The sequence below is a fragment of the Arenibacter algicola genome, assembly GCF_018860365.1.
GTDB lineage: Bacteria > Bacteroidota > Bacteroidia > Flavobacteriales > Flavobacteriaceae > Arenibacter > Arenibacter algicola_B.
Genome location: NZ_JAHKPO010000003.1, coordinates 530,245 through 550,700, shown reverse-complemented (window position 1 = coordinate 550,700; position 20,456 = coordinate 530,245). Strand labels below are relative to the sequence as shown.

Sequence of the window (20,456 nt, the reverse complement as noted above, 5' to 3'; positions counted from 1 at the left end):
TCAACCCCAAATCGTTACCTCTGAACTTTACGATTGGATCCTATTGGATTCCTTTAGCGTTCAGGAAGATAAACTCTACGTAAAATAGGATTTGTAGAATCCTTATTAGAACTTATAGTATTCGTGGGAAGATAAGCAAGTAATATAGAATCTGTTTGATCTATTTTTAGCCTATTTAATTAAAGCTATTGCCATGTAAATTATTTTCACTTAGATAACTTTTAGAAACAATGATTGTCAGCAAGAGAAAACAGTTTAAATCCCATTGAATTTCAGTATCAAAAGTACCGAAGATCAATTATTTTTAAACTACTATTTATTCGCCTACATATGTTGTATGTTGAATATATAAAGAATCTAGCTAATCTCTAAAACTCGGATTCCACATACTTCAATTGGTTTAAAACAATAAAAATCTATACCCAACAGTCTTTAATCTTTAGGTAGTTTAAGTCCTTTAAATACTTCCCTTAATAATTCACAAGGATCAATATCTATTGCCAAGGCAATCAAATAGAGTTCATCGGCCCGAAGTTTAGTAGATTCGTTAGAACTTAATTGGGAAAGCCTAGCCTGACTAATACCTGTCCGTCTTGAGACCATGGCACGATTTACCGATTTTTTGGTTAAAAATAATCCTAGCGAAGTCATAACTCTATTGAATTTGATTACATAAATATACTTTTCTTAATGAAAAATATAGAATATCTAAAGTTTTGTTTGGAATTTAAATAGATTATCTATAGATTTGATTAGATAATCTAAAGATATATTAATGATTCTAACACACTAAATATTATGGGCCATGAAATCAGTAAATCAGAACAAAACACAATAAATAAAGAATGCCGAAAGTACTTTGATAATCGAGAACCAACCAAAGAAAACACGTTCGTTAATGAGAGTACTTCTCAAGTGGAACATCAGGAATCGGAGGAAAAAGACATCTTGCATAAAATAAGGGAATTGGCCCAGGAACATTTCCATACCTTAAAACGCTACCCTTCCAAAAAGGAACTCTATACTGTAAACCTTATCACCGATGGCTATCTGGAAACCTCCTTTATGATTTCCAGTTTATTAAAGGTATGCATCACGGCATTGGATGCTGAACGCACCCCAAATAGTGTCGTTCCAGAACCCGAACATAACATTCGTGAAGTACTCGGGTATATACTCAATATGATACCCTATGAGGAAATGGAATTCCTTGATAAGATTCGGCATATTTTACCGGATTTGGAAACCAAATAAAAACCCTAAAAAAAACAGGCTATGAAAAAGAAAAAAAGAAAAACACTGAAAGACATCCATAAACTGCACCAAAATCTTATGGGGCTTTTAAAACAGGATATAAGTAATCCATCATTAGGAAATCATAAGGTATCCTTAGAGGTAAGGGACAACAATGATCTGCTGTTGAACATAGCGAGCCTTCTGGAAGTATGTGTATTTGCATTGGACGGGAACGGAATGCTATTGTCCCCGAACAATCAAAATGTAACCAAACATGACAGTGTTTGCAGGGTGCTGGAATTGGTCCTAAATATACTGCCACACAGTCAAATGGATTTTATGGACTACGTAACCGAAAAGCTGAACGGTTTGGACAATGCCAAATCAAATTCATCTGAATAAATATGAACTATGAACCCGAACGAAGAAAAACTGATCAATAGCTTAAAACATCAGGCACTGGATTACCACCCTACATTAAAGCCGCACTCCTTCTTTAAAAACAAGTTTGAGGTAAGTCTCTTTTATGTAGATAACCATGTAGACCTGGTATTGACCGTCCGAGCCATGCTCTACTTGGCCATGAAGGCAATCGATCCAGAACTAATTGATGATATCAATGACAGATATGAAAAGGAATATATCCGTCAGGTACTTACAATTGCCAATAGGTTATTACCGCAAGGGGAAGAGTCGCTTTTGGACGACCTCAATCTTTATTATAGAGAGGAAAAATTGAGGGAGGGATTAAAATAATACCTTTAGCATGGTCCCTAAATCTTACCATAACTTAACGGCGCATGGATCCTAATTCGATTTTATAGCGTTCGGGATGATTAGCGTAAAGTAAAATCGAATTAGGGCGCAACCCTACTCCCGATTTAGAACACTATCCTGCTTTTGGGCCCACTTTTCAAAATCCTTATATATGATCGGATGATCTTCAAAATAGCCTCTTGCCCTACCCAAGCTTTCCTTTTTTACTTTTAAAACCTCAGCCTTTTTTTTCTGTTCATAGGTGATAAAATAATAGCCCAAATAGCCAAATGCCGAAGTGTTCATTATTATGAAAAGGTATAGCATCACAATCTCCCATTTTGGGGTCCATCTAGATTTTTCTATATTTTCCAAGACGTTATCCATCCGCTTATTATAAAATTCTAAGTTGATCTTTTGCAGCCTTAAAAAATCTTGTAGTTGAAACTCCAAATGAGAGGTGTCCGCTGTTATTTTTAGGTCGTCAAATTTTGTGGATAGTTCCTCCAGTTTACCAATGGAATTGTTGAACCCGGATATTTCTTGGGTAAGCACTTCCATAATTTCGTCCAGTTTTGCCATGATATTATATTTCCATTCCAAGTCCAATTGATTTCTTGACAGCAATAGTGACCACCTTTCTTGCAATAGTTGCAGCCAGGTTGGGCGATAGCCCAACGGGCTTGCCCAGTAGTTTTACAGTATTTTCTCTAGCCATCTTTTGGGCTACATTTTTATCCCATCCCATATTTCCCGCTATGTTTCCAATCGACATGGACCGATGTACTTCGCTCCCCTTTAAATTATGCCCCTTATATTCAAATCGGAAACCTTGGAGTTGGTTTTGCTTATTGATACTGGGAATCACCTCCACACCGTTCTTGGCCATATCGTTGATGTACTTGTCAAAGTTGTTTGGCTTGTCCTTTTCCATGACCTTATCATGTATCCGTTTTATTTCCCCTCTTACATGTTGAATCTGGTTCAGTTTTTCCTGCTGCACTTCTTTTACCGTGGTCAGGCCCATTTGTTTTGCCACATTTTCCGCCGCCTGTTGGCTCCGTTTTCCTATAAAACTATCCTTGTATGCATTCCCATTGAAATCGATACGGTTTACATATACGTGGACATGGGTGTGTTCCTTATCCCTATGCACAAAGCCGATGGCCTGGCGTTCCTTTAGTTTCATTTCCTTAAGAAACCTTTCAACGATTTCATTGAGGTCTTTGTTCGTCATTCCCTGCCCATCTTCAATCGTTGGGCTGAGCACAAAACTCAAGGTATTCTTTTGGCAAAGATGGTTCTGCTGCTGGATGACCTTGAACTCCTGAGTGATCTCCCTAGGATTGTCTCCCGACAAGTGTTCGCGGTAGACGACTTCTGCCTCCTTTTCCCCATTCCAACCATAACCCATGGATGCTCCGGTATGCGATATGGATTTTCCCATGCCTATCATTTCCTAAAGGATAAAAGATGTCGTCGTATCTCACTGGCCAATTGAACTACTTCATCTGCCAATTTCGGATTGCGTTTCCGGAACATATTCCCAATAAGCTTAAAATTTGTTTCATACCTAGACAGCATCTTGTACATCTCTATTTGTTCTTGGGTCAAACGTTCTATTATCCGATCATCAAAAGCCGCACGACGACAATATTCACTTATGGAAAGTCCACTCCTATCGGCCTTGACCCTTAGCAGTTTCTTCTCATAAATAGAACATCTAAACTGTACAAACTCCTTTTTCATTTTGGCATTTCTGAACCTTTACCCTGTAACCTTTTAAAAAATATCCTTTGAAACTCCCTCTATAATCCTATATCGAAAATCAAGTTATTGCTTCCCATTCTTTTGCGACCCATCGGGAGCAAAAGCAAGATTTGTCATGACAATGACACATCTTGAATTCTCACTCAATCGGATTTTTTACGTCTAAATTCCGTTTCATCATTTTCTACCTATCCACATACTTTTTACTTGTTAGTATTATTACTAATTAGTATGTAATTATAGAAATACTACTTCTTTTTTCGTGGCAATTGCTTATTGAATTCCTGATCCAAAAAGTCATCTGACAAATTAGGTTCGCCTAATAACCAAGCATCTATAATATCCTTATCAAAAAATTTCTGGCGGATGTGTTTGTTACCTCCCATGGGGATTAATCGTAACTGGGTCAGTTTGTAGATCTTGCTTTTGGAGAGTCCTGTGTAGGCAACAAGATCATCTACGTTCATCACTTTCTTTTGATGCGAAAGAAGTCCCTTAATATCCCTTAAGAGATCTACCATGTCATTTTCTATTTCCATAATTCTCGCTTTAAAATAGCCGCAATGCGGTCTACCTGTGTTACAAATGTTCGAAGCAAAGAAAGGAGATGCAAGCGGGTGAAAAGAAGAAAAAGGGGAAATCTACCCCATAAAATATTCAAATGTCCCCCAAGAAATCGAAGAATGAATCTATCTGTTGTTCAAATTCATAATTGGGCGGAAACTCATTGTACTTTTTTGAAAGTATCTCTGCCGATATCAAGTTACCCTTATGGTAAATTTTTTTGGATCTCTCAAAGGATTTTAAGCTAATCCCCTTTTTAAGTTGTTTGAACTTATCCAGAATATATTTCAATTGCGGCTGGGTACAGTTAAAATGCAGCACCGAATCGTGTTCATCAAAATCCAGGACCATAACTTCATAAAAATTGGAGAAGCTTGTTAGGTTCTCGTCCAGATATTCATATTGGGTCAAGGAACCATAGATCCTTCTTAAAATATGCTCATTGAAATCCATATTGAAACCGACTAGTTTCATTCGTGAACCTCGGCTTTGATACTTCACTTTCTCCGTATAAGCATCAGATACCAAAATACCAAATATTAAAATCACGAAAAACCATATCGGAAGCAATGCCAACCAAAAGTTTTCGTAGGTTTCATAAAGATCGAACGAAAAGTAGACCATAAGTATTCCAAAAAGAATAAGCCCAAAAATCAGTCCATTATAACCTCTTCTCATAAAGGCATTAATGTTCTGGTGGATATTGTCTTTTCTCCCCTTTACGGCGACCAACCAATTGGCGATATTTTCGATTATCTTTTTCATTTTACAAAAAGCTGATTTCAAGATAATTAAAAGAAATTAGACCTTTTTACATTTTCGATGTTATGGTTCAAAAAATGGATAGGGATTTGCTGGATTTTGTGGGTAGGGAGAAGAAAGGTCAAGCGGCCCTTCGCCGCTTGTTCTTTAGAGGGGCCGAGGAGGTCGGAAAAATCTGCCCTTAGCGGCAGGCAGGCCCGAACGGAGGGACTTCCCTAGTGGACCGGTGAAGCGTGTCGGATAAGGGAGGATTGGAGTGGAAGGGTTTTTCGACTTCCGCAGGCTTGGGGTTCCAAGATATCACTTTATTATTCTTTATTTTATGGCAAATACATTTCTCTATAGGATAATTAAAAGAGTTATTATTATATTAGAAGTTCTCTTAGGAGATCCTCCCGCAATATTACCAAAAAAAAACGACCCGATAAGGCCGCTTTGAATGTTTTCACAACGTAGTATCCCTATTGGATACCAGCGGTTCCCTGTGAATAATCCTTAAAATTAAAGAATTGAAAGCAATTCACAACTGGTACATGATGTAACCTATTAATTGATCCTGGCAAGGTACCTGGGAGAAGTTGCCCATGGGAGTACATATTACCTGTTGCCAATCAAAATTTTCCGACAGTTGTTCTGTGATGAGTTTTTTTCCGCGTCTGTCGTTCAAAATGTTAGTGTTATTTAATAAGAATTATGCTTAAATATCATATTAGTTACATAAATTTGTATAATAAAAAAGGTGGGAATAGATCTCCCACCTTTTGGACTACTACCTCAACCTTTTGGTGGTAATAGTTACTCGCCTTGTGATTCTGATCCTTACGGGGACTCTCACAATTCGAGTTCTGATAACTACTCTTCTAGCCATAATTCATGGATTTAAGAGTTAATAAATAGGATGGACCTCGGGCCATCCTTCCGACTAAAACAAGGATACGTTACCGCGTATCCTTTTTTAATGCCGTAGATCTAATTAAAGATCAGTTCATTTACAAATGCCTTTCTACTGTAAATCTAAATTCTAAGCTTTCAATTCCTGGTAAACAAAGTTTACTATTTCCACTTGAATTTAAAAGGACAGTCTGCATTTCAGTATTTCAATTTAAATTATTACGGCATTTTTGCTAGGGTTTACAGGCAAAATGATTAAATAATTTTGATATTGTAAAGTTATATTTAATACATCTTACGTGGAAACATATTTGTCAACAGTTGTTCAACACCTTTTTCTTTGAGAAATAGGTATAATTAGCCCATATCTTAATACATTTTAGGGTTACAAGTGCTTATTTTGTGTTTACAATGTTGATAAGTCCGGTATCGTCCAAAAGCAAAAAACGCCAGATAGCGTAGGGAATATGGAAAGAAAATAGATTTGCGAAATGTGTTAACTTGAGAAAATGACCAAGCCCGCCAATAAGGGCGAAAATCTTTTGGCTTTTCGCACCTTACTGGTCGTAGGCGTTTTCAGGTTTTTGTCAAAGGGGTATTGCTCAAAAGCCTTAACTTCAAAATTCCTCCCCTGCAGCTGTGTTGTTTACAAATTATTAAAAGTGTTTTGTGCCCGTGAAATTTAGGGTTAATTAAAAAACTTTTTCCGGGGGGGGGCTATCATTCTTAAAGTATCCATACAATTTACCTCCCCTTTTATTCAGACCTTGTACTTTAATAGAACACAACCTAAGACGCTTCCTCTGCCCTAACTTTCTTTAGTTTCATCGTAGCCATCAAATTCTGCATATCCTCCCCTACTTTCTTTTCAACCACCCTAGCATAAATCTGAGTTGTAGACAATTTGGTATGTCCCAAAAGTTTTGAAACCGTTTCAATTGGCACTCCATTTGAAAGGGTAATGGCCGTGGCAAAAGTATGCCGTGCCACATGAAAGGTTATCTTTTTACGAATACCGCAGGCGGTTGCGATATCCCGTAGGGTCCGGTTAATCATTTGGTTGCTGTAAAGAGGTAGTAATCTTCCACTTTTCAGTAGACGGTCATTATGCCTATATTTATCAATGATTTCCTTAGCTTTCGGTAGCAAAGGAATCTTCAAGGGTTCATCCGTCTTTGTTCTTTTGGTATATAACCAATCGTTGCCATCCATTCCTTTTACCAAATGGTCAATTTTTAGCTCACTAACATCAATAAAAGACAAACCCGTATAACAGGCAAAAATGAATAGGTCTTTTATATGTTGGGTACTTGGTATAGTAAACATAGTATCCTCAATGAGCTGTAACTCCCGTTCCGTTAGAAATTGGCGCTCTGTTTTTTCAAAACGTAGTTTATAATTGATAAAAGGGTCCTTTTCCAACCATTCCAGTTTTACAGCAAGCCTGGACATCTTCTTTAAGCGCTCCATGTGTTTCATGGCACCGTTATTGGCACAACCCATTCGCGTGGCCGGTTTATACTTACGTATATATTGTTCAAAATCTACAATAAAACCATAATTCAGTTTTTTTAGAGGTATGTCCTCTACGCCCATTTTCTCATTTAAAAATTCCTTGATACAACGTTCCGTACTATAATAGTTCTTCATGGTTCCTTTTCTAAGGACACTGAGCATGGAGGTATTGTGATAGCTTATCAAGTCGAGAAGGGACTTGCCCCTATCATCCTCTCCTAAATATCGGGCCTTTATTCCTGCAGAGGTGATGTCAACTTCCTCCTGTAAAAGTTGCCGATGTGCCTCGTGCAATCCAGTAAAAACCTGATCCAAATATTTGTTCAAGGAGATAACATACTTCGAAAAACCCTTACCCCTTTTTCGCTTTTCGTCCCAAAGGGACACTGGCAATTCCCGATTTAAACTGAATTCCGCTCTTTTTCCATCCACGGTGACCCGAGCATAGATCTTAATGTTCCCATTTTCCAAATTCAATTTCCGAGTGACGAATACCACCGATAACCTACTGTTTTCTAACATATTACATAGCTTTAAATTAGTAAATAAAATGGTAAAAACACAAGGTTAAATACCTACAAAAGCTACTTCAATGTACAAAAAATACTGTGGTTTCAAAATCCCTTTATGGACACCAGAGGGGTGTTTTCAGGTAGTTTCAAGAGGTTTCATCTGGACCCCCTAAAAACATAAAACGTTGCAAATCAGGTGATTTGCAACGTCATGCGACTAGATGAAACTAGTCAAGTCGGGATGACAGGATTTGAACCTGCGACCACACGGCCCCCAGCCGTGTACGCTACCGGACTGCGCCACATCCCGATACTACAATTTGCTCAATACTTTCTATTCTTTTTCAGCATCTCCATTTATAAATGAATCCCCTGTGGGGCAGCCTGTCCTGAGCGTAGACGAAGGGCCACATCCCGAAAAATTACTTTTCGTCCAGATATCGTTTGATACCTCTATTCTTTATCTTTCTTTCCAATTGCACCGCCTCAATTCGATCGGTACATGGATAAGTTTTTATCAAATTCCAAGGTCTGCCCTTGGATGTATACTTTTTACCACCATTATTATGGGTAACTAGCCGTTTTTCAATATTGTTCGTCTGCCCCACATAATACCTGTCGGTAGTTTCACTGAACAATATGTAAACTACATATTCCATAATTTCAAGCGACCATCACGCCCGGGGCGTGATACGCTACCGGTCTGTCCCGCTCCTTTGCGGGAACTGCGCCACATCCCGATACTACAATTTGCTCAATACTCTATATTCTTTTTCAGAATCTCCATTTATAAATGAATCCCCTGTGGGGCAGCCTGTCCTGAGCGTAGACGAAGGGCCACATCCCGAAAATGAGATTGCAAAAATAGGAAAGATCAAACAATTTAACCCTAAACTTTAGGCAAAAAAATGATTTTTTTTACTCACCCCTTATATTGTGGTCGATCAAAGGATTATTCCCAAATTCCTGATAAATTTAATTGGTATTTTCAGCTATGTACCTGCATCTGTGAGGTACCTTTTGTATGATGTTGGTCATTTGAAAAATAAACACTAATTTGAAATTTTTATTTAAACACCTATCAATCTGTAATAAACTTAGTAAAATCCACCTATGATGCTTAAACGATTAATCCTCTGCTTGTTCTTAACGGGTACCACTGTTTCCATTGGCCAATCCACTAATGAAAAATTAATAAGATTGCAATACAAGGATACCAGCACTACCAAGGATCTCGCAGTAGGACTCTGGGCCAACCCCTTACCTATGGATTACGATCAGGACGGGGATCTAGATCTCATTATTTCCTGTACCGATGTTCCTTTTAATGGCACCTTTTTATTTAAAAACAGCACAAAAGACCAACACGGAAATCCCATATTTGACGCCCCCGTTAAAATTGGTGACGGCATGCGAAATGTAGCTATTTCTTATGTAGAGAACGAACCTAGGCTTTTAGGTGTTGGCTTGGAATATGACAACTTTAGACGATATGGATATACCCGGCCCGTAGGCCTTTATCAGGCATCAGAGTTATTGGATCTGTACAAAGAACGTTTTAGCGACTGGAAATATGTTGATTATGACAACGACGGGGATATGGATCTCATTGTAGGCATAGATGACTGGAGTGAATATGGATGGGACAATGCCTTTAACGAAAAAGGCGAATGGACAAACGGAGACCTTCGAGGATACTTGTATTTATTGACAAATGACAATGGAAAATATAGGAACGACGGCAAAATATTGGCCGGGAACGAACCAATTGATGTTTATGGCAACACCACCCCCAATATGGCCGATTTTGATGGCGATGGGGATCTGGATATAATATGTGGCGAATTCGTAGACCGATTTACCTATTTTGAAAATACCGGAAATAGAGAAAACCCAACCTATGCCAAAGGCAGATTTTTGGAGAATACCACTGGTATCCTGGAAATGGACTTGGAAATGATGCGGCCCGTGGCCCTTGATTGGAACAATGATAACAAAATCGACCTGGTAGTTGGTGATGAAGATGGCAGAGTGGTATTTATTGAAAATACAGGTACCGTAAAGGACAATTTGCCCATTTTTATGTCGCCCGTTTATATTCAGCAAAAAAGTCAAAATCTAAAATTTGGAGCCTTGGTCACTCCGTTCAGCGTGGATTGGGACGAAGACGGGGATGAAGATCTAATATGTGGAAATTCGGCAGGTTATATTGGTTTTATAGAGAATTTGGACGGGAGCGCAAATCCAGATTTTAAAGAACCCGTTTATTTAGAGGCCGATGGGGAAGTGATTCGGATAATGGCAGGGGAAAGCGGTTCCATTCAAGGTCCGGCCGAACGCAAATGGGGATACACCACCCTTACGGTTGCCGATTGGGACGGTGATGGCCTAAAGGATATTGTATTAAATTCCATTTTTGGCAAGGTAGAGTGGTATAGAAACATAGGCACGAAAGGTGCGCCGAAATTAACAAAAATGGGAGGTGTTAAGGTGGCATGGGGGAAAAACACAGTTCCCAAACCAAAATGGAACTGGTGGAATCCAGAAAAAGACGAATTGGCCACCCAGTGGAGAACAACGCCTTACGCCATAGACTGGAACAAAGACGGACTAATGGACTTGGTAATGTTAGATCACGAAGGCTATTTGGCTTTTTTTGAACGGTTTAAAAAAAGAGGTAAACTCTATCTAAAGCCAGGACAACGTATCTTCAAAAATGCGGATGGCAGCATTGGCAACGATTTGCTGCGTTTAACGGAGCGGGAAGCAGGTGGCAGTGGGCGAAGAAAAATTCAATTCACGGATTGGGACGGGGACGGAGACCTTGACCTTTTGGCCAATAGTGAGAATATTGAATGGTACGAAAACGTAGGAGAATCTAACGGAAATACCATCTTCAAAAAAAGAGGCAACCTGGTCAATACCAAATTGGCCGGCCATACCACGAGTCCAACTGTAGTGGATTGGGACCAGGACGGTAAACCAAATTTATTGATCGGGGCAGAAGACGGACATTTTTATTACCTAAAAAATTAAAGACCAAGCTAACAAAATGGGGTTTTTCTTTCTGATAACAAAATGTGGAATTAATTTAAATTGAATGGTATAAAGGACCTAGATATACATACATGGGTATGTTTAAATTCTATTTCGAGTATTAATAAAGCTACGCTCCCCTTATCTCCAATCGGATTCGGCTAAATACTGTTAATAAAAAAGAACTACTTAAGCTCTAGGTGTTAAACTCGCCGGCCTCCTTAAATTTCACCAAAAATCATTTTCAGTTTTGTTAAATGCCAAAAAGTAAAAGCCCGATACAATAGTTGTATCGGGCTTTTGAAAAAATAAAATAAAAACTAACTCAATTCCTTAATTAACGTCCCAGAATAATTTTGTGGTCAAATTATCCTCGCCACTAACTGTATTATAATTGTCTGTGTTATAAACACGCTCACTATTTGGGTAAATCCAACGGCTAGGTGGCAATGTTTGTTCGTTGGCATTATCTACCTGGAAAGTAAATTCAGGTAAATTCAACCTTCTTTGTTCTGCCCAGCTATCTGGCAATTGAAGTACACTGAAGTGTATCCATTTTTGAGTTGCGATCAAAGACAATTTCTCATCATCATTAGTTGCGTTGTCCCAATTTACATCGGCACTACCAATATAGGCCTGTATTTCCGTATCATTGGTAGGAACTAGATCAATAGCGGTACCATCGGCACTCAAATCACGTAAAGCATAGTAGAATTCAGTTGATTTCTCAATTGCATCCTCATAACTAGCTTGTGCCATGGCGTCATTACTGGCATTCAAATAATATTCTGCTTTAAGTAGACTTACCTCAGCAGCTGTAAACAAAAGCCCAGGGAAATATTCGTTTCTACTTAAAGTGGAACGGTTGTATCTTGATAAGGTACCAGTAGCTACCAAAGTAGTTTGGTCATTTTCATTAAGCAATGGATCCAAACCTAAATAGTCGCTACCGGCATTTTCGCCTGGTTCGTACATAGCTCTTAATCTAGGATCGGTATTATCCAACATGTGATCTATCATGGCTTTTCCAGCCAAGTTACCGTCCCAATCTTCCAGTCCACCTCTAAAGCTTTTGGAGTTGATCGGAGTATCCAAACTAACAACGTCTATCTGAACATTTTCAGAATTATCCTCTACTAAAGGATATTGCCCTGGATTGGCCAAAATGGCAGCAATCTCAGACTGCGCTCTAGATTGGAATTCCGAAACACCGGAAACCCTGGTCAACATTCTTAGTCTAAGCGAATTACAATACTTTTTCCAAGCACTCAAATCACCTCCGTTAACAAAATCCTGGGTCTGAAACCCTACCATGATTCCTGCGCTAACATTGATACTGTTCAATTCGTCAGAAAATGCCTTTAAACCATCCAACATAGTAGTATAGATACTTTCGGCAGTATCATAAGTAGGCAACGACGCCAAATAATCACCTCCATTTTGGCTTAAGCGACCCGCTTCGGAGAATGGAATATCACCATGTAAGTCCACCACCCTTTGGGTATGATCATAAAGGTAAATTGTGGCCGTAAGCATATATACCCTTAAATCTGCTTGATCCTCTGGAGAAAGGTTATTGTAAATCTTCTCCAATTCCCTGTATTGTGCCAAGAAATCATAGTAATTACCCCAACGTCCACCAATTCCAGCTTCACCGGGAACATATTGGTTGGAAGTATTTATCCAACCTACTGCTTGGGTATAACGTGTTAGTGTAGTTCTAAGCACTACGAAATAGTTCCAATAGGCAGGAAGAACGTAATCCTTATTGGCAACCAACATTCCAGCAAATTGCTTCTCTACTGTTGCTGTCGATACCTTTGAAGGGTTTGCGTAATTCTCGCTAAAATCTGCCTCAGTACACCCGCTAATGGCTGTAGCCATAACAATACTGAGTATTATCGATAATTTTTTCATGAAATATCTTTTTATATAATTCTTATTTATATTATTATAAACTAGCTCTTACCATTAGACCGAAAGAACGAGTTGAAGGGTTGGTACCAACATTATTAACATTTTGGAACCATCTAGAACCTGCCGTGGTCTGTTCCCCATCCATATCCTTGATTGTTCTATATAGATAGAACAAGTTTCTACCGAAAACAGAGAATTGCAATTTACTAAGTCCTATCTTATCAATTACTTTTCTTGGCATTTTGTAGCCTATGGACAACTCTCTCATTTTAAAGTAGGTATTCTCTTTAATGTATAGTTCATAACGGGTGTTTGGACTATATTGAGGTCCACCCCAGTTGTAAACGGTCCAGTAGTAATCCGCGGCAGAAGCTATTTGATCGTTAGGCTGACCATCATTGGTAACACCATCCAACAAAATACCATCATGATAAACCACTTCTCCTCCAGGACCTGCAGCAGCTCCAGGAGTTGTCTGAATTCTTTTTCCTGTACCATCCTCGTAATAACTTAGTCCGCCACTTTCCGTATCCATGAACTTTGTGCTCTCCTCTGTTAGACCACGGCTGGTCATCCAGTTAAGTGCAGTTGGCATTACATGCCCACCTATACGGAAATCCACAAGGGCATCCAAAGTAATGTTCTTATAGCTAAAGGAGTTCATAACACCACCGGTCCATTTTGGCATGGCGTTACCGAATTTTTCCATGTTGTCCGCATCCACTTTATACATTCCATTGGGATCCACAATTTTTCTTCCTTGTGCATCTGTGGCCACCGGATGTGCATATAGATCCCCCATTGGTTGTCCTACCAACGACTTCAATTGAGCAGCATTTCCATCATAATCCGCATGTAACAGTTCATCCAAACCAGGTGCCAGTTTCTCAACCTTGTTGTTGTTCTTGGCAAAGTTTACGATAGCATCCCATCTAAAGGAACCAGTGTCTATAGGAGTACCAGTCACCGCAAATTCATATCCTTGGTTCCTTAACGTACCAATATTGGTCAGCACATTACTGGCTCCAGAGCTATTCGGAAGTGTCAATGGCAAGATCTGATCAACAATTTGGGCGTTATAATAAGAAGCATCAAGACCTAACCTTCCCTGAAAAAATTTGAGTTCCAAACCAAACTCGTACTCATGCTTCTCTTCTGGTCTAATACCGTCGTTACCAAAACTAGAAGGAATAGTAGTGTAAAGCACTGGGTTGCCTCCTTGAGATCCCAAAGTATTCTGGTTATAGGCAATGTTTGCTCCATAAATATCAGGGTAGTTACCCACGATACCCCAAGATCCACGAATTTTGAAATAATTCATAAAAAGTGGTAGGTCAAATGCCTCTGAAAGTACAAAACTGGAGTTTACCGAAGGATATACAAAACTATTGTTGTTGGGGTTCATAGTAGAGGTCTTATCCCTACGAATTGTCCCCTCTACATAAAAATACCCCTTGTAATCCAAATTCATGGTACCCAAAAACGCATCCTTTACAATAGAGTTTCGGCTACTTCCAGAATTAGGTGTGTTAACCGATGCAGATATGTCAAACCAATTTTCAACGCTCAAACCTCCATTGGTTCCCCTGTTTAGGTGGGATTCAGATTGTTTGGTAGCGTTGTAACCAGCCATCATGGCTAGGGTTAAGTCTGTTGTGATTGGGGTTTCATATCTTAACAACAATTCTCCGTACAAAGAGTTGTAACTATCATTACTCATACTGAAACCACCTGAATTTCCAAAAGCCAAAGGTATAGATGTAGTACTACTGCCCTCTGAATTTCTGTTGGTGAAATCTGTAGAAATTCTACCTCTTAAATTAAGACCGGTGGCGATATCCCAATTATTGGTGATAGTTCCTATGATCCTATTGCTCTGCTCTTCCAAGCGATTCTCCTTTACGCTCCAAACAAAGTTTCCGATATCTCCTTTAAAACCAGGATAAATAATATTCTCCTCAGGAGTTAAACTTTGGTTTGTTCCTGTAACATACTTATATCCTTTACTAGTTTTATAATTGGCCAAATACCAATCTGCACTATCGAAGGGGGACATCATTCCTGTAAAGTTGTTCATCAATCGGTCTACAGAATAAGGTCTATTGAATACGGACTGATTTACATAATTTACAATTACATCAGTAGACATATTATCAGCCCATTTAAAGGTTGCATTTAAGTTAAATATATTCTTTTCCTCCTCAGCTCCAATACTGATCCCCTGATTATCCTGACGAGTATAAGAAAACCTTAAATTGGAATTATCGGTAACATTGGTAATGGACATGTTAACACTTGTATTGTGTGCAGTGTTGAACAAGCCACCATAACGGTCATCCTGAGCCTCATAAGGTCTTACAACTCCATCCCAACCAATGGTTGGCTTACCGTCAAATTTTGGTCCAAAGTTAATACTATAACCCAACACACCTCTAGTTTCGGCAGTTCCATTGCCATCTAAATCATGATAAATAAAACCTTCGGCATCCTGGCCACCATCTGATACGTTCAAAGGAGCACCTGGTCCCCTCACCGTTTGGTATCTTGGAAGATAAGCCACTTTGTCAAAGCTATAGGATGAACTCATATCTACAGTCATTCCTTTCTTCTTGTTCTTACCACTTTTGGTAGTGATCAAAACCACACCGTTTACCGCTTCAGAACCATACAGTGCGGCAGCAGATGCTCCCTTAAGAATGGAAATGTTATCTATATCCTCTGGGTTAATATCCAAAAGACCATTACCTCTAAGACGTTGGTCTCCCCAATAGTTATTGTTGGAAACTTCACCATCCCTAATAGGCACACCATCCATAATAATTAACGGTTGACTCTTACCTGTTATGGAAGCGAAACCCCTTATAGTAATGTTGGAAGCACTGGTAGATCCACCAGGAGTAGTATTTATACTAACCCCAGGAGCTTTCCCATACAATGCAGTTGCAAAGTTGGGTGTTGCAGTTTCGGTCAAAGCTTCTGCACTAATAGTTGCAGTAGCATAACCAAGGGCCTTCTTTTCCCTGGTAATACCCAAACCTGTTACAACAACTTCCCCTAATTGTTCTGCATCCTCTTCAAGAACAACTTTAATAGAAGTCTGTGCTCCCACTGCAATTTCCTTTTTGGTAAAACCTAAAGAAGAAAAAACCAATGTAGCATTGTTCCCTACATTTAGGGAGTAATTACCATCAAAATCCGTGGAAGTACCATTGGATGTACCTTTCTCCACAACGTTGACACCTGGTAGCGGGGTGCCCAAATCATCGGACACTGTACCGGTAACCGTTTTGTTCTGCGCCATCATTCCCTGTACAACGAGAAATGAAGCCAGCAATAAATAGTAATGAAATTTTTTAATCATACTAATAATTTTTAGTTAGTTAATTAGATGTTAAGGGAGTTACCCCAATGTTAAATAATTACTAAATTTTCATTTTCCCGCCTAGGTGGAGAAATTAATTCGACTAATGACAATTGCCGAAAGCCTAATGACGTATTATCGAAAACGTTTTAGTAGAGAACCTTAACAATAATTTGATTTTTATGTAAAAAAGCACCCTGATAGTTATGAATACTATCAGGGTGCTAGGGTAAATTATGATTAATTTATGATAAAATATGTTAATTACCAGAGGAACAAACTGTTGATATCTTTAGCCTTTTCTTCCTTCAGGAATCGTATTCCCTTGCATTTTTAGACCAAAGAATTCATTTTTAAATTCCCAATATGGTATAATTCCTTATTTTATTTTAATAACAAATGCTTCGGTGTCCAACAATTTAGCCTCCAAATCCTTGGGAAGCTGAATAGCCATACCTTTGTCTTTTTGGGTCCATTTTAATTTTTGTTTACCTCCCAATACTTGTGCCTTGGCACTTTTTTTAGGAAAATAATCAGGGAAGACAATTTCTGAAGGCAGGGATGTCTGTCCTTTTTCTACTAGATAGGTGAGGTATACAGTACCATCAGGCTTGGCAGTAACACATACGTTGTCAAACTTAAACGGGGCCAAAGACCGTGTGCCATAGATGGCCTCGTTGTTTACAGACATCCAGTCCCCTATTTCATTCAACAATTTGTACGCCCCTTCATCCCACTCCCCTTCAGGGCTTGGAGCAACATTCAACAACAAATTACCTCCCTTGGCCACTATATCTACCAAGGTATGGATTGCCTCACGTCCGGACATGTATTTGGCATCAAAAGAATAGGACCATCCACCGCCAGCTATGATACAAGACTCCCAAGGATAGGGAAGCGGCTTTTCCGGCACCCTATTTTCCGGGGTAAGGTAATTTTGATTTTTACCGTGAACGGCCCGGTCCACCACAATTAATCCAGGCTGTTTTTCCCTGGCTTTGACCACCAATTCATCCATCTTAATATCTTGGTTAACGATACGGTTCTTTAAATACCCGTTGTCATTGTTAACCAATTGCTGCTCATACCAATTGGTAATTTCAGATTTTGGTGTTTTGGCCACCCAGCCACCATCCAACCACAAGATATCCACCTTGCCGTAATCTGTTAGCAGTTCCAATATTTGATTGTGGGTAAAGTCTATGTATGCCTGCCACTTTTCGGGATTTGCCTCAGGTTCGTAATTAACATTTCTGTCCCTAGGAGGATAATAGGGATCCCAATAGCTAGGGGTATTCCAATCTGGCTTGGAAAAATAAGCTCCTGCCCATAATCCCTGCTCCCTAAAGGAATTGAAAATTTCCTTGGTGATATTGGCTTTGGGGTTTGTCGAAAATGGTGTTTTTGGATCCGTAATTTTGTAATCCGTGTATTTGGAATCGAACATGGAAAATCCATCATGGTGCTTGGTAGTGAACACCACATACTTCATACCTGCATTTTTTGCCGCCTTGGCCCATTTGTCCGGGTCAAATTTCACCGGATTGAAGGTCTTCTGCAAACCTTCATATTCCTTTTTATAAGTGTTATAATCACTGGGGTTGGAGCCCTTAGTACGCTCGCACCAACCATATTCTTCGGGACATAACGACCATGATTCCACAATACCCCACTGACTATAGGTTCCCCAATGCATTAAAAGGCCGAATTTCATATCCTGCCATTGTTCCAATTTTTCCAATACCAAGGGATCTGTCTCGGGAACATACCTCTCGTCCTCATAGATGGCCTGTGCACCCATTACCTGACAAATGAAAGTCAATGTTAGTGCCAACAAAAGAGATCTTAATCTGTTTTTTGTAATATTCATTTATATCGGATTTAATTAATTATTATTTCATCCGCAAAAAGCCAAGAAGGCAATCCTGCAGCGTGATGCCAATAAGGTGTTTTTGTATTTGAAGCCTTCACCTTGATATATCGCGAATTCCTTTTTTCAAAATCCAATTTAAAAAATTGAATGTCGTTGACCTTACTGTCCTTGGTTAAGGGAAAAGGATTATTAATAGTCCCAAAATTTTCAAAATGCTGGTTATCCAAGGAGCCAGAATAGGTAACCTTCTCTGGAAAAAAAACAATGTGATTGGTAACCTGTAAAAAGGCCAAAGAAATGGTACTAATGCTCATGGGCTCACCTAAATCCACAACCACCTCCATATCATTTCCTTCGTAGCCCAACCAGTTGGCATAAAAACTGCTTCCTCCCAAAGCCCTATCCGTAAGTGCCATGGGGTCTTCCTTTGCGTATTTTTTTGGTTTTGTAATGGTAACCACTTTTTTACCCATGGCAACGTTGGGCATTCTTATTACCTCCAGTGCCGACATATAATTTGCCAGGTACTCCGTTACGGTAAAACCCATTTCATTCATTAAGGTAATATTGTTCTTTTCGCTGATTGCCGTAAAATTATCCAGTAATGTTGTTACCAGCGGATTTATTATTTTTTTACCTTCCTCATTGGGAATCAAAAGCCTATATCTGTCGGTAAAATTCTTTCTACTGGCCTCCAGTTCGGCAAAATCCACCCCCAAGCGCGCCACTTTTACCCGTGCCAAGATTTCTGGTTTTTCGGCCACTGCCTTTTCCGCATCATCAAATAATTGGGAATATTTTGAAAGCATCTCCGGACTTAAATAGGATGAAAAAGCTTCAGATGGATCTCCGTAGAGGTATAGAAAAAAATTCTTGTCCTCCCTTAACTTGGCATGAATTTCATCAATGTATTCTTTTATATAAATTCCTGCCTCTTCGTAATAACCAGTAGTAAAATCCGTCAACAGTGCATCAAAATTTTGATCGGGATTCCAGAGTAGTTTTGCTGTTATATAGGATCTAAGTTGAAAAAGTTCACTGGGATTGTTACTGTGTTGCTCAAATACCCACTTTGCATTGTTGTCCCGAAACAATTGAATATTGGGCTGTAGTGTATGTAAATTGGGAAAAGGGGCGAAAAAATTGGTAAACTGTGTTGTATAATCCCATATTCTTATGTTCTTGGTTAATTTACCCCATCCTATTAAATCGTTTGCAAAATCGGTACATTTTTCGGCAATGGGCTCACTTCTGTCACATTCTATAGAACTAAGTGTAATCAATACATTGTCCAAGGGCTTTGTCTTACATGGCTTTCTAGAATATTGATAGGCCAAGGTAGAGATCGTTTTGTCCGGAAAAGCAGCCGCCACCTCATTTACAAATCGTATCATAGTACCCGACGGACTACCCTCTTCCTCATCTATTTTACTACAATTGTCGCACTGGCAATGCTGTTGATTATCATCCTGACTCACGGATATGACCTTGGACTGTGGATATTGTTGAAACAAAGAAGCTACCGAATCCTTAACAATTGCCAGAACATCAGGATTGGTCAAACACAATTGGGTAGGCAGCCTTTGGTTGCCTCTCAATGAATAATATTCCGGATTTGATTTGTAGAATTTTTCTTCGGGCAAAAACTTGTGGAACGTATGTACCCTAGCACTGGGGACATAAGTAGGGAAGGATTCATATGTTACCTTCTGCTGTTCCGCATAGTCAGGGTTATCGTAAAACAATCTTGAATGTACCGTTCTAGTAGTAATTTCCGGGGTATATACATAATCCAAAGCAGGAAGATCAATTGTTTTGGAAGAGGGTATTTTCTCAACTTCCGGTGCATACCACCTACAACCTAAATAACGTTCCAAAAATTCGTATACAGCATATTTTGTAGCCCTATCAGACCCTCCTGACAACAAGAGGTTTTTATCCAATGTCCTTATAGACATCCCATCCGCTTCCAAATGCCTTTCGGAATCGATACCCAAATAAATTTTTTGCTTGTCACTAGTTTGCGAGGCCTCATCAACTATTTCTAATTTTGCCCCACTTATTTCATGTAGATATCGTTGCAGTATCTCGGCAGACTCATGCTGAGTTTCAGTAGCCCTACCCATAATTACAATTTCGTAATCGGATTGGCCGTCATGAACCAATTCAATCCCATCCATATTACAGGATGCTAAGATCAATAATATTGATAAGAGACTTAGGATTCTGAAATTTGCCTTAAATATTTTCATTCTCAATGCGA

At 39.1% G+C, this 20,456-nt stretch carries 16 protein-coding genes and 1 tRNA gene; 4 read left to right on the top strand and 13 right to left on the bottom strand.

Features of this window, described 5'->3' with window-relative positions; all coding sequences use genetic code 11:
• Positions 1–432: 432 nt before the first annotated feature.
• Entirely contained in the window at positions 433–651 is a 219-nt protein-coding gene (locus KO529_RS04310; protein WP_215946672.1) for a helix-turn-helix domain-containing protein, read from the bottom strand.
• A gap of 147 nt (positions 652–798) precedes the next feature.
• On the opposite strand from KO529_RS04310, the gene KO529_RS04305 reads away from it, so the two are divergent.
• From KO529_RS04305 to KO529_RS04295, 3 genes are read left to right on the top strand one after another with little or no spacing between them, the layout of a single operon-like run.
• On the top strand, positions 799–1,254 hold the full coding sequence (locus KO529_RS04305) for a hypothetical protein (RefSeq protein WP_215946671.1): 456 nt from the start codon (positions 799–801) through the stop codon (positions 1,252–1,254).
• A 21-nt stretch (positions 1,255–1,275) separates the two neighbouring features.
• A complete protein-coding gene (locus tag KO529_RS04300; RefSeq protein WP_215946670.1) occupies positions 1,276–1,638 on the top strand; it encodes a hypothetical protein in 363 nt (120 codons plus the stop codon).
• A gap of 9 nt (positions 1,639–1,647) precedes the next feature.
• Complete coding sequence (locus KO529_RS04295; protein WP_215946669.1) at positions 1,648–1,992, top strand: hypothetical protein; 345 nt, start codon at positions 1,648–1,650, stop codon at positions 1,990–1,992.
• 114 nt (positions 1,993–2,106) lie between these two features.
• Here KO529_RS04295 and KO529_RS04290 read toward each other — a convergent pair whose 3' ends face one another.
• The 8 genes from KO529_RS04290 to KO529_RS04255 all read right to left on the bottom strand — a co-directional run bounded on the left by KO529_RS04290 (position 2,107) and on the right by KO529_RS04255 (position 8,665).
• A complete protein-coding gene (locus KO529_RS04290) occupies positions 2,107–2,574 on the bottom strand; it encodes a DUF6730 family protein (RefSeq protein WP_215946668.1) in 468 nt (155 codons plus the stop codon).
• 4 nt (positions 2,575–2,578) lie between these two features.
• Complete coding sequence (locus KO529_RS04285; RefSeq protein WP_354667766.1) at positions 2,579–3,439, bottom strand: relaxase/mobilization nuclease domain-containing protein; 861 nt, start codon at positions 3,437–3,439, stop codon at positions 2,579–2,581.
• Between the two features lie 5 nt (positions 3,440–3,444).
• A complete protein-coding gene (gene mbpA / locus KO529_RS04280) occupies positions 3,445–3,741 on the bottom strand; it encodes a mobilization protein MbpA (RefSeq protein WP_215946666.1) in 297 nt (98 codons plus the stop codon).
• 269 nt (positions 3,742–4,010) lie between these two features.
• A complete protein-coding gene (locus tag KO529_RS04275; RefSeq protein WP_093978903.1) occupies positions 4,011–4,301 on the bottom strand; it encodes a helix-turn-helix transcriptional regulator in 291 nt (96 codons plus the stop codon).
• A gap of 118 nt (positions 4,302–4,419) precedes the next feature.
• Positions 4,420–5,091 (bottom strand): hypothetical protein, encoded by a 672-nt coding sequence (locus KO529_RS04270; protein WP_215946665.1) that lies wholly within the window; start codon positions 5,089–5,091, stop codon positions 4,420–4,422.
• Between the two features lie 1,677 nt (positions 5,092–6,768).
• Complete coding sequence (locus tag KO529_RS04265) at positions 6,769–8,016, bottom strand: site-specific integrase (protein ID WP_215946664.1); 1,248 nt, start codon at positions 8,014–8,016, stop codon at positions 6,769–6,771.
• A gap of 226 nt (positions 8,017–8,242) precedes the next feature.
• A tRNA-Pro gene (locus KO529_RS04260) sits at positions 8,243–8,316 on the bottom strand.
• A 112-nt stretch (positions 8,317–8,428) separates the two neighbouring features.
• Positions 8,429–8,665 carry a GIY-YIG nuclease family protein gene (locus KO529_RS04255; protein ID WP_215946663.1) on the bottom strand — a complete coding sequence of 79 codons (237 nt, stop codon included), beginning with the start codon at positions 8,663–8,665 and terminating at the stop codon, positions 8,429–8,431.
• A 454-nt stretch (positions 8,666–9,119) separates the two neighbouring features.
• On the opposite strand from KO529_RS04255, the gene KO529_RS04250 reads away from it, so the two are divergent.
• Positions 9,120–11,042 carry an FG-GAP repeat domain-containing protein gene (locus KO529_RS04250; RefSeq protein WP_215946662.1) on the top strand — a complete coding sequence of 641 codons (1,923 nt, stop codon included), beginning with the start codon at positions 9,120–9,122 and terminating at the stop codon, positions 11,040–11,042.
• A gap of 333 nt (positions 11,043–11,375) precedes the next feature.
• On the opposite strand, the gene KO529_RS04245 is transcribed toward KO529_RS04250, so the two are convergent.
• The 4 genes from KO529_RS04245 to KO529_RS04230 all read right to left on the bottom strand — a co-directional run bounded on the left by KO529_RS04245 (position 11,376) and on the right by KO529_RS04230 (position 20,445).
• Positions 11,376–12,959 (bottom strand): SusD/RagB family nutrient-binding outer membrane lipoprotein, encoded by a 1,584-nt coding sequence (locus KO529_RS04245; RefSeq protein ID WP_215946661.1) that lies wholly within the window; start codon positions 12,957–12,959, stop codon positions 11,376–11,378.
• A 34-nt stretch (positions 12,960–12,993) separates the two neighbouring features.
• Positions 12,994–16,320 carry a SusC/RagA family TonB-linked outer membrane protein gene (locus KO529_RS04240; protein ID WP_215946660.1) on the bottom strand — a complete coding sequence of 1,109 codons (3,327 nt, stop codon included), beginning with the start codon at positions 16,318–16,320 and terminating at the stop codon, positions 12,994–12,996.
• A gap of 379 nt (positions 16,321–16,699) precedes the next feature.
• On the bottom strand, positions 16,700–18,190 hold the full coding sequence (locus KO529_RS04235; RefSeq protein WP_252734297.1) for an alpha-L-fucosidase: 1,491 nt from the start codon (positions 18,188–18,190) through the stop codon (positions 16,700–16,702).
• Between the two features lie 11 nt (positions 18,191–18,201).
• Complete coding sequence (locus KO529_RS04230; protein WP_215946659.1) at positions 18,202–20,445, bottom strand: DUF4838 domain-containing protein; 2,244 nt, start codon at positions 20,443–20,445, stop codon at positions 18,202–18,204.
• Positions 20,446–20,456: the final 11 nt, after the last annotated feature.